13 protein-coding genes are annotated in these 9,717 nt (G+C 61.2%); 10 read left to right on the top strand and 3 right to left on the bottom strand.

Translation table 11 applies throughout. The annotated features are described in order from the left end of the window. Positions 1–460 (bottom strand): MSMEG_1061 family FMN-dependent PPOX-type flavoprotein (locus tag EN749_RS22680; RefSeq protein ID WP_128364011.1); only part of this gene is annotated, 460 nt, incomplete at its 3' end. A 73-nt stretch (positions 461–533) separates the two neighbouring features. Next, complete coding sequence (locus EN749_RS22685) at positions 534–887, bottom strand: DUF971 domain-containing protein (RefSeq protein WP_127810416.1); 354 nt, start codon at positions 885–887, stop codon at positions 534–536. Between the two features lie 199 nt (positions 888–1,086). On the opposite strand from EN749_RS22685, the gene moaA reads away from it, so the two are divergent. After that, positions 1,087–2,082 (top strand): GTP 3',8-cyclase MoaA, encoded by a 996-nt coding sequence (moaA, locus tag EN749_RS22690; RefSeq protein ID WP_127270849.1) that lies wholly within the window; start codon positions 1,087–1,089, stop codon positions 2,080–2,082. Between the two features lie 67 nt (positions 2,083–2,149). On the opposite strand, the gene EN749_RS39610 is transcribed toward moaA, so the two are convergent. Continuing rightward, a complete protein-coding gene (locus EN749_RS39610) occupies positions 2,150–2,602 on the bottom strand; it encodes a hypothetical protein (RefSeq protein ID WP_164895708.1) in 453 nt (150 codons plus the stop codon). Positions 2,603–2,723: 121 nt separating this feature from the next. Between EN749_RS39610 and EN749_RS39615 the strand changes: the two genes are divergently transcribed. From EN749_RS39615 to EN749_RS22740, 9 genes are all read left to right on the top strand, one after another. Then, on the top strand, positions 2,724–3,083 hold the full coding sequence (locus EN749_RS39615) for a hypothetical protein (protein ID WP_128364012.1): 360 nt from the start codon (positions 2,724–2,726) through the stop codon (positions 3,081–3,083). Positions 3,084–3,308: 225 nt separating this feature from the next. Next, positions 3,309–4,229 (top strand): DMT family transporter, encoded by a 921-nt coding sequence (locus EN749_RS22705; RefSeq protein WP_128364013.1) that lies wholly within the window; start codon positions 3,309–3,311, stop codon positions 4,227–4,229. 55 nt (positions 4,230–4,284) lie between these two features. Further along, entirely contained in the window at positions 4,285–4,911 is a 627-nt protein-coding gene (mobA, locus tag EN749_RS22710) for a molybdenum cofactor guanylyltransferase MobA (protein ID WP_128364014.1), read from the top strand. Beyond that, complete coding sequence (mobB, locus tag EN749_RS22715) at positions 4,908–5,417, top strand: molybdopterin-guanine dinucleotide biosynthesis protein B (protein ID WP_127269775.1); 510 nt, start codon at positions 4,908–4,910, stop codon at positions 5,415–5,417. The genes mobA and mobB overlap by 4 nt, the downstream gene beginning before the upstream one ends. Positions 5,418–5,574: 157 nt before the next feature. After that, positions 5,575–6,360 (top strand): ABC transporter substrate-binding protein, encoded by a 786-nt coding sequence (locus EN749_RS22720; RefSeq protein ID WP_128289160.1) that lies wholly within the window; start codon positions 5,575–5,577, stop codon positions 6,358–6,360. Between the two features lie 76 nt (positions 6,361–6,436). Beyond that, positions 6,437–7,156 carry an ABC transporter permease gene (locus EN749_RS22725; protein WP_127270845.1) on the top strand — a complete coding sequence of 240 codons (720 nt, stop codon included), beginning with the start codon at positions 6,437–6,439 and terminating at the stop codon, positions 7,154–7,156. Next, the gene (locus EN749_RS22730; protein ID WP_127810422.1) at positions 7,153–7,974 is read left to right on the top strand and encodes an ABC transporter permease; all 822 of its coding nucleotides are present in this window, start codon (positions 7,153–7,155) and stop codon (positions 7,972–7,974) included. Before EN749_RS22725 ends, EN749_RS22730 begins: the two co-directional genes overlap by 4 nt. Positions 7,975–8,082: 108 nt before the next feature. Further along, positions 8,083–8,952 carry an NAD(P)-dependent oxidoreductase gene (locus EN749_RS22735; protein WP_127397788.1) on the top strand — a complete coding sequence of 290 codons (870 nt, stop codon included), beginning with the start codon at positions 8,083–8,085 and terminating at the stop codon, positions 8,950–8,952. A 9-nt stretch (positions 8,953–8,961) separates the two neighbouring features. Further along, the gene (locus tag EN749_RS22740) at positions 8,962–9,666 is read left to right on the top strand and encodes a DNA alkylation repair protein (protein WP_128364015.1); all 705 of its coding nucleotides are present in this window, start codon (positions 8,962–8,964) and stop codon (positions 9,664–9,666) included. Positions 9,667–9,717: the final 51 nt, after the last annotated feature.

A 9,717-nucleotide genomic window follows, 5' to 3' on the forward strand; every position in this document is an offset into this window, starting at 1 on the left:
CGATGGCCCGGGCGCATTGGAAATAGACCGAGTCGATATCGATGACGGTCACCGATCGAGCCGCCTTGCCTTCCACCGTGAATGACGCGCACAGCGCTGTATCCGTTGTAACATGAGCGCGGCCATTGATGCGCAGCGTCGTGCCCGAACCAGGTACCAGGAACAGCAGCCCAACACGTGGGTCGCGGATAATGTTTTTCAGCGAATCGGCGCGGTTGTTGCCGCGACGGTCCGGCATCATCAGGGTTTTCGGATCATGGATGCGCACAAAGCCGGCGAGATCGCCGCGCGGCGAGCAATCAAGCCCCTCCGGCCCGCTGGTCGCCAGCGCGACAAAGGGCGAGGCTTCGATAAAGGCGGCATATTCGGGAATGATTTGGTCGAGTTCCTTGACCAGCGAGGCCTCGCCTGGAACCCCATAGAGCGCCTCGAGCTGCTCGACCGTGGTGATGACGGACATGTTTTCGCCTCCGAACCTTTGCCGGCGCTACGCCATCTCGATGACGTTTTGACGACAGCGAGGGGAATCAATTTTAGCGGTCCCGGCTCAGGCCCTTTTCCGCAAGCTCCGCGAGATAGGCTTCCCAGCGCGCATCCTTCTCGTGGCCGAGCGCATGCAGGTAATTCCAGGTGAAGATGCCGGTGTCGTGGAAATCGTCGAAGGTGATGCGCACGGCGTAGTTGCCGACTGGCTCGATCTTGAGGATTGCCACATTGCGCTTGCCGGGGACCGTCACCCGCTGATCCGGCGAATGGCCTTGCACTTCGGCCGATGGCGAGGCGACGCGCAGCAGTTCCGCCGGTAATTCGAATGGATGGTGGTCGGGAAAGGTGACGGACAGAAGTTTGCGGTCCTTGGAGACCCTGAGCTCTTTCGGTGCGGTCATGCTGTTCGATCCCGTCTCATCCGCCCTTCCCTACGCCGCTTCGCCAAACGGGAAAAGGCCTGATGAGACCGACCGACATGCGATGTCGGCTGAGAGATGTTACCAAAGATCGAGAGGCGCTATCTTGAATGGCAGGCCGGATCGTATCACATAGCGGTATATAACGAAGCCGTTCACGGCCACGGGAAGCGCTTGAAGCATGGACATGATTGATCCTTTCGGCCGCACGATCAGCTATCTCCGCGTGTCGGTCACCGACCGCTGCGATTTCCGCTGCACCTATTGCATGGCCGAGGACATGGCCTTCCTGCCGAAGAAGGACCTGCTGTCGCTGGAAGAGCTCGACCGGCTGTGCACGGTTTTCATCGAAAAGGGCGTCAGGCGATTGCGCCTGACCGGCGGTGAGCCGCTGGTGCGCAAGAACATCATGCATCTGGTGCGCCAGCTCTCGCGGCATCTCGCCAGCGGCGCGCTGGAAGAGCTGACGCTGACCACCAACGGCTCGCAGCTGTCGCGCTTTGCCGCCGAACTCGCCGATTGCGGCGTCAAGCGCATCAACGTGTCGCTCGATACGCTCGATGCCGACAAGTTCCACAAGATCACCCGCTGGGGCCATCTCGACAAGGTCATGCAAGGCATCGATGCCGCGCAGGCCGCGGGGCTGAAGGTCAAGCTCAACGCGGTGGCATTGAAGGATTTCAACGACGCCGAGCTGCCCGAGATGATGCGCTGGGCGCATGGCCGCGGCATGGACCTGACGGTCATCGAAACCATGCCGATGGGCGAGATCGATGCCGACCGCACCGACCAGTATCTGCCGCTGTCGCTGCTGCGCGCGTCGCTGGAACGCCAGTTCACGCTGACCGACATTCCCTTCAAGACCGGCGGCCCGGCCCGCTATGTCCAGGTCGCAGAGACTGGCGGACGGCTCGGCTTCATCACGCCGATGACGCATAATTTCTGCGAAAGCTGCAACCGCGTCCGGCTGACCTGCACCGGCACCCTCTATATGTGCCTGGGCCAGGAAGATGCCGCCGACCTGCGCGCGCCCTTGCGCGCCTCCGAAGGCAACGAGCTGGTCGCCGATGCAATAGACGAAGCCATCGGCCGCAAGCCCAAGGGCCACGACTTCATCATCGACCGCCGCACCAGCCGCCCATCGGTGTCACGCCATATGAGCGTCACCGGCGGCTGATCTTTTCGTGAAATTCATGCAAGATCGCTTCGGATCATGACTCGAGGCGAGCATGCGGCTGCACTCTTCATTCCTGGCGATTGCGACAATGGCAGCAAGCAGTGCGGTCGCCGCGCCGCTCACTTATGTGAACGAGCGCTTCGGCACCGTCTGCACCTTTCCCGACGAGATCTTCACCGATCGCCAGCCGGAGCCCGATAATGGCGACGGACAGCAATGGCTGAGCGCCGATGGCGCCAGCCTGATCTGCTCCGGCATCCTCAACATAGACAACGATACGCCGAAGGGCTTTGTGGCGGCCGAGAAGGCCAGCGATGAAGCCGGCTACAAGGTGACCTATGGCAAGGCCGGCAGCGATTGGGCGGTGCTGTCGGGCGTTAAGGATGGAAAGATGTTTTACGAGCGACGTCTGTTTGGGAGAGACGGTATCATCCGCACGGTCTGGGTCGACTACCCTCCGGCCCTGAAGTCGAAATACGACCCGCTGGTCGGCGCCATTGCCGGCAGTCTCAAGGGCCATGAAAGTTTCGGACCACACCCCAGAAAAAGTCTTGTTCGCGAACCGCAGCCGGATTTACGGCTAGCTTGTTCCAGCCTAGCCTTCCCTGGAAGCGGATCTTCGCTCACAGGGGGAATACACCATGCGCAAACTCGTTCTTTCTCTAGCCTTGCTTGGTCTCGCGGCCGTGCCCGCTGCGGCACAGTCGATCGGCGGCATTTATGCGGTCGCCGGCACCAACTTCGACGGCTCTGCCTATGGCGGCGAGGCAACCATCACGCTGACCAGCGGGACGACCTGCGCGATCCATTGGGAAACCGGTGGCTCATCTTCCGACGGCATCTGCATGCGCAACGATGATGCCTTCTCGGCCGGCTATGTCATGGGCAAGGATATCGGCCTCGTCGTCTACAAGATGACGGACGACGGCTCGTTGCATGGTCTGTGGACCATCGCCGGCAAGGAAGGCAATGGCACCGAGGTGCTGACGCCGAAGAAGTAAGTTCTGCCGCCATTGCAGGTGATCTTCTGAGCCACAAACAAGGCTGTGGCCCAGCCCTTTGCTGTTGCTGTTTCACGCCCGGCTGTTACAGGCTTGCTGCCTAAAGCGCGTCGCGTTTGAACGGATTCAGGCGACGCGCTTTAGGTCTTTGTTTCTTATGCGTGTCGTTTCCCCAAAACCGAGGTCACTTTTGGGCGACATGCATTAGCAGAACCGGTAGCCGTCTTGCCCCTGTCACCAAATATTCGCGGCGCGTTGTTCATGATGGTGGCGATGGCCGGCTTCTGCCTCAACGATGCCATCACCAAATACTCGTCACAATCGATGAACATGGCGCAGGTCATGTTGATCCGTGGGGCTTTCGCTTCGCTTTTCGTCGGCTTGCTCGCCTGGCAGCGCGGCGCACTCGCCCGCCCGGGCTCGATGCTGCAGCCTCTGGTGGCCCTGCGCGTGATCAGCGAGGCCGGTGCCACGGTGAGTTTCCTCGTCGCCCTCGCCCATTTGCCGATCGCCGATGTTTCGGCGGTGCTGCAGGCGCTGCCACTGGCGGTGACGATGGGGGCCGCACTCGTCTTTGGCGAAGCTGTCGGCTGGCGGCGCTGGCTGGCCATCGCCATCGGATTTGCCGGCGTGCTGATTATCGTGCGGCCTGGCTTCGAAGGGTTCAGCATCTACTCGCTGGCGGCGCTGGCCAGCGTCGCCTGTTGTGCGGTGCGTGATCTCGCCACCAAGCGGATCCCCAAGGCCATTCCGACATTGCTGGTGTCGACGGCAACCGCGCTTGCCATGACCATCGTCGGTGCGGCGCTGTTGCCGGCAATGGGCGGCTGGACGCCGATGACGAGGGACAGCACGGCCCTGCTGGCCTTGGCCGCGGTGCTGGTGGTGATCGGCTACCAGTTCATCATCATGGCGATGCGGGCGGGCGACATCTCCTTCATCGCGCCGTTCCGCTATACGGCCCTGATCTGGTCGATCCTGCTTGGCCTGTTCATCTTTGCCGATATCCCCGATCCGCCGATGATCGTCGGCGCCACCATCATCATCGGCTCCGGCCTCTATGCGCTCTACCGCGAGCGTGTGGTCGGCCGGCGAAAGATCGTCGCCGAAAGCACGGGGCCGACAATGGTGCCTGACGGAATCTAGCCAGATCATTGAAGGTTCTTGTGATTTCCGACGGCTGGCGTACAGGCTTCGTGGCATGAAGCGAGACATTGCGGGGATCATCCTGGCCGGTGGCCAGTCGAGACGGATGGGCGGTGGCGACAAGAGCCTGTTGCCGCTTGGCGATGGCTGCCTGCTTGACCAGGTCGTGTCGCGCTTCACCCCGCAAATAGAATCGCTGGCGCTCAGCGCCAATGGCGCCCCTGCGCGATTCCTGCGCTTTGGACTGCCGGTGCTTGCCGACAGCGTGCCCGGCTTTGCCGGGCCGCTCGCCGGAATCCTGACCGGCCTCGAATGGGCCGCGGCCAATACGTCTTGCAAAGCGATCGTCAGTGCTGCCGGCGACACGCCTTTCCTGCCGTTGAACCTTGTCGAGCGCCTGGCAGCGGCCGCCGATCGAAGTCCCAGTTCGATTGCCGTAGCCTGCTCGGCCGGCAAGCGGCACCCGACCTTCGCGCTCTGGCCGCTCGGCTGCCGCGATGCCTTGCGGCACTTTCTGGTCGACGAGGATATCAGGCGGGTTTCGGCTTTCATCGACCGGCACGGTTTTGTCGAGGTGGAATTCCCGGTTCTGCAATCGGCGGGGATCGACCCTTTCTTCAACATCAATGTGCCGGACGATCTTGCCCAGGCCGCACGCCTGTTGCAGAGCATGACGTCATGAACAGACGCGTCTTCGGCATCACCGGCTGGAAGAATTCCGGCAAGACGACTTTGACCGAAAGGCTGGTCACCGAACTTGTCCGGCGCGGCTGGAAGGTGTCGACGGTGAAACACGCCCATCATGATTTCGACATCGACAAACCGGGTGCCGACAGTTTTCGCCACCGGCAGGCCGGCGCCACCGAAGTCGCGATCGTCTCCGGCGTTCGCTGGGCACTGATGCACGAGCTGCGCGGCGAGGATGAGCCGACATTGGAGACTGTCCTGTCGCGGCTTGCCCCTTGCGACCTGGTGCTGGTCGAGGGCTACAAGCGCGAAGCCCACGACAAGATCGAAACCCGCCGGCTGGATGCGAAGGACCGCACGCCGCTTTCGGCGGAGGATCCCAACATCGTCGCTGTCGCAGCCGATTTTGCGATTGAAGGCGAGCAGCTGCCGGTATTCGATCTCGACGATGCAAAATCGATAGCCGACTTCATCGAGCGCACCACCGGGCTCGTTGCTTGAGCGCTGACGCAACGGCAGAATAGCCTTGCCCATTTTTACGGTTTTGCAGTTGCTTTTTTCTTGGAAAGAGTGGGAGTATCGCGCCAGCGGGCGGTCAAAAGCACCGCCCCACAGAGCCGTTCGGAACGACGGCCGGGACCATAAAGAGAGGACCATCATGCGTATTTCACTGCGTATCGCGCTTGCCGCATCGGCCGCGCTGCTGACGCTCGGCGTCGCCCAGGCCCAGGAAAAGACCCTGAGGATCGGCACCGAAGGCGCCTACCCGCCATTTAACAATTTGACCGCCGACGGACAGCTCGTTGGCTTCGACATCGACATCGCCAAGGCGCTTTGTGACGAGATGAAGGTCAAGTGCACCTTCGTCGCCCAGGATTGGGACGGCATCATTCCAGCCCTCCAGGCCGGCAAGTTCGATGCCATCGTCGCCTCGATGTCGATCACGCCCGAGCGCAAGGAAAAGGTCGACTTCTCGAACAAATACTACAACACGCCGTCGGCGCTCGCGGTGCCGAAAGACTCGACGCTGAAAGGCGTGACCAAGGAAGATCTCGCCGGCAAGACCATCGGCGTCGCCACCACCACCACGCATTTCAACTATGCCTCGAAGACTTACACCGACAGCACCGTCAAGGGTTATCCGAGCAGCCCCGAGGAGCAGGCCGATCTTGCCAATGGGCGTCTCGACGCCATCCAGGACGATATCGTCGTGCTGCAGCAGTTTCTGGATTCGCCTGATGGCGCCTGCTGCAAGATCCTTGGCCAGCCGTCGCCGCAGCCGGTCGAGATATTCGGGCCGGGCGCCGGCATTGCCGTGCGCAAGGGCGAGACCGACCTGGTCAACAAGCTCAATTCGGCCATCGACGCCATCCGCGCCAATGGAAAATACAAGGAAATCAACGACAAGTACTTCAAGTTCGACGTCTACGGCGCCGAGTCCTGATAAAGGTCAAGACGGCGGGAATTTCCCCGCCGTCTTTCTATTCATCTCAGGAATGCCGTGGAGATAAGACCGGTCGATGCCAGCCCAGAGCATATGGACACTTCTCAGTTGGGGACCCGAAGGCTGGCTTGACGATATTGCCTATGGCGCACTGATCACCATTGCGCTTGCGCTTGCCACGCTGCCCATCGGATTGACGATCGGCTTTTTCATCGCCCTCGCCAAGCAGTCCGAAGAACCCTCGCTGCGCCTTGCCGCCAACATCTACACCACGGTCTTTCGCGGCCTGCCGGAACTGGTGACGCTTTTCCTGTTCTTCTTCGGCATGCCGATCCTGCTGCAGCATCTCGTCAGGTATTTCCGGCCGGACACCACCATCGACGTCAACAGCTTCGTCGCCGGCATGATCGTGCTTGCGCTGATCTTCTCGTCCTATGCCAGCGAGGTTTTTCTTTCCGCCTTCCGCGCCATTCCCAAAGGCCAGTATGAAGGCGGCTATGCCATTGGTCTTTCGAACTGGCTGACCATGCGCAAGGTGATCGTGCCGCAGCTGCTGCGCATCGCGTTCCCCGGCCTGGAGAACTGCTGGCTCAGCCTGCTCAAGGACACATCGCTGGTGTCGGTCGTCGGCCTGGCCGAGACGCTGCGTAACGCTAGCATTGCCGCCCGCGTCACCAAGCATGCTTTCCTGTTCTTCGGTGTCGCCTCGCTGGTGTTTCTTGGCCTGGCCGTCCTGTCGTCCTTCGCCACCAGCGCTATTCTGCGCTCGCTTGGTCGGCAGGAGGCGCAGCGATGAGCGCCACGGCCACAATGGTCGAACGTCCGCCGCCACGGGCGCGCGGCTGGCCGCGCAGGCGTATCGCCGGTTACGCGCTGGTCTGCCTATGGATTTTGTTCGGCATTGGCATCGTCAGCTATCTCTTCCTTGCCTGGAATCCCGCTTTCTTCGCCAAATATGCGCCCGCCTATTTGAGCGGGCTTGGGGTTACGCTCGCGCTGGTTTCTATATCGATGGTGCTCGGCGCGATTCTGTCGGTGCCCGTCGCTTATGGGCGCATGTCCAAGAACCGGATCCTGTCCGGCCTCGCCTATTGCTACGTCTATTTCTTCCGCGGCACGCCGCTGCTGGTGCAGACTTATCTCGTCTATTACGGATTGGGCTCGTTCAGGGTCGAGCTCCAGTCGATCGGCCTCTGGGACTTTTTCAAGGACGCGTTCAATTGCGGCGTCTTTGCCTTTGCGCTCAACACCGCCGCCTATCAGGCCGAGATTCTGCGCGGCGCCATCGAGAGCGTGCCAAGAGGGCAATGGGAAGGGGCGGCATCGCTTGGCCTGCACAAACTGCAAACCTTGCGCAAGATCATCCTGCCGCAAGCCTTGATCGTCGCCTTGCGGCCCTATGGCAACGAACTGATCCTGATGGTCAAGGCTTCCGCCATCGTCGCCATCATCACGGTCTATGATCTGATGGGCAATGCCAAGCTCGCCTTCGCCAACTCGTTCGACATCCAGGCCTATATCTGGGTCGCGCTCGTCTATCTGGTGATGGTCGAGATATTGCGTCATGGAGTCGAATGGATCGAGCGCCGGATCACCGTTCACCTGAAACGCTGACTATTTTCAAATTCAGCTGCACCAGTCGATCCTGCCCTGCGCATCTTGACGAATTGCGCGCAGAGCCTAGACGTCTCGCAGCAAATTCCGTTTCTGAAGGGCAAGCTCATGGCATCTGTTGCATTTCTCGGTCTTGGCGTGATGGGCTATCCGATGGCCGGGCACTTGAAGAACAAGGGCGGCCATGACGTCACCGTCTACAACCGCACCAAGGCCAAGGCCGAGCAATGGGTTGGCCGGCATGGCGGTAGCCTTGCGGCGACGCCAGCACAGGCCGCCGAAGGCAAGGATTTTGTCTTCTCCTGTGTCGGCAATGACGACGATTTGCGTTCGGTGACGACCGGTCCGGAAGGCGCCTTCAAATCGATGAAGAAGGGTTCGGTCTTCATCGACAACACCACGGCCTCGGCCGAGGTCGCTCGCGAGCTGGCGGCGGCGGCGCAAGTCGGTGGTTTTTCGTTTCTCGACGCGCCGGTCTCGGGCGGCCAGGCCGGCGCCGAGAACGGCGTGCTGACCGTCATGGTCGGCGGCGAGCAGGACGCTTTCGACAGAGCGAAGCCTGTCATCGACGCTTTTGCCCGCATGGTCGGCTTGATGGGGTCGGCCGGTGCCGGCCAGCTCACCAAGATGATCAACCAGATCACCATCGCCGGTCTCGTCCAGGGCCTGGCCGAAGGCATCCATTTTGGCAAGAAGGCCGGGCTCGACATCGAGAAGGTGATCGAGGTGATTTCCAAGGGCGCCGCGGGCTCCTGGCAGATGGAGAACCGCCACAAGACGATGAACGCCGGCAAATATGATTTCGGCTTCGCCGTCGACTGGATGCGCAAGGATCTCGGCATCTGCCTGGCCGAGGCCGATCGCAATGGCGCCAGACTGCCGGTCACCGCACTCGTCGACCAGTTCTACAAGGATGTGCAGGCGATGGGTGGCAAGCGCTGGGACACGTCCTCGCTGCTCGCCCGTCTCGAGAAATAGGTTTCTGCGGTGGCAGAGCTTTCGCCTCAGTCAAGTGTCGCGGAAATCGTCGCCCATCTGCGCGCTATCGGATCGGAGGAGAACCGCCTCGGCATGTTGCGCTACGGCATCAAGATCGACCGTGCACTTGGTATCACGCACGGCATGCAGCGGCAGATCGCCAGGAAGATCAAACGCAACCACGAGCGCGCCTTCGAGCTATGGGACACCGGCATCATGGAGGCGCAGTTCATCGCCTCCGTCACGGCTGACCCGAAACGGTTTTCTGCTGAAGATGCAAGACGATGGGCGGCTAGTTTCGACTCCTGGGACATCGTCGACGGCGTCTCCGATCTCTTTGTCGATACGGACGCCTGGAAAGAACTGATCGCCGAGTTTGCGGCCGATGAGCGGGAGTTCGTTCGGCGCACGGCCTTCGCCATGATGGCCTGGTCCGTCGTCCACCGGAAGAAGGAGCCAGGGGCGACCTTCCTCTCCTTCCTGCCGATCATCGAAACGCATGCGAACGACAGCCGCAATTTCGTGAAGAAGGCCGTGAACTGGGCGCTTCGGTCGATCGGCAAACGATCGATGGACATGCACGGAGCTGCCCTGGCTGTCGCCGAACGGCTGGCGCAGTCGACCGACAGGACGGCGCGCTGGATCGGCAAGGACGCGGTAAGGGAGCTGTCCAATGCCAAGACGCTAGCGCGGGTCGCCGCAAGGAAAGGCTGACGGCGCGGAAACCCGCTTTCCGGCATGTCTGGATCTCGCCGACATGTGATG

This window comes from Mesorhizobium sp. M7A.F.Ca.ET.027.02.1.1, from assembly GCF_004022985.1.
Classification (GTDB): Bacteria; Pseudomonadota; Alphaproteobacteria; order Rhizobiales; family Rhizobiaceae; genus Mesorhizobium.

Bases quoted from the DNA above. Each gene is read 5' to 3' on its own strand.
- EN749_RS22685 (WP_127810416.1), bottom strand. From the start codon at position 887: ATGACCGCACCGAAAGAGCTCAGGGTCTCCAAGGACCGCAAACTTCTG.
- moaA (WP_127270849.1), top strand. From the start codon at position 1,087: ATGGACATGATTGATCCTTTCGGCCGCACGATCAGCTATCTCCGCGTG.
- EN749_RS39610 (WP_164895708.1), bottom strand. From the start codon at position 2,602: ATGGCCCTTGAGACTGCCGGCAATGGCGCCGACCAGCGGGTCGTATTT.
- EN749_RS39615 (WP_128364012.1), top strand. From the start codon at position 2,724: ATGCGCAAACTCGTTCTTTCTCTAGCCTTGCTTGGTCTCGCGGCCGTG.
- mobA (WP_128364014.1), top strand. From the start codon at position 4,285: ATGAAGCGAGACATTGCGGGGATCATCCTGGCCGGTGGCCAGTCGAGA.
- mobB (WP_127269775.1), top strand. From the start codon at position 4,908: ATGAACAGACGCGTCTTCGGCATCACCGGCTGGAAGAATTCCGGCAAG.
- EN749_RS22720 (WP_128289160.1), top strand. From the start codon at position 5,575: ATGCGTATTTCACTGCGTATCGCGCTTGCCGCATCGGCCGCGCTGCTG.
- EN749_RS22725 (WP_127270845.1), top strand. From the start codon at position 6,437: ATGCCAGCCCAGAGCATATGGACACTTCTCAGTTGGGGACCCGAAGGC.
- EN749_RS22730 (WP_127810422.1), top strand. From the start codon at position 7,153: ATGAGCGCCACGGCCACAATGGTCGAACGTCCGCCGCCACGGGCGCGC.
- EN749_RS22735 (WP_127397788.1), top strand. From the start codon at position 8,083: ATGGCATCTGTTGCATTTCTCGGTCTTGGCGTGATGGGCTATCCGATG.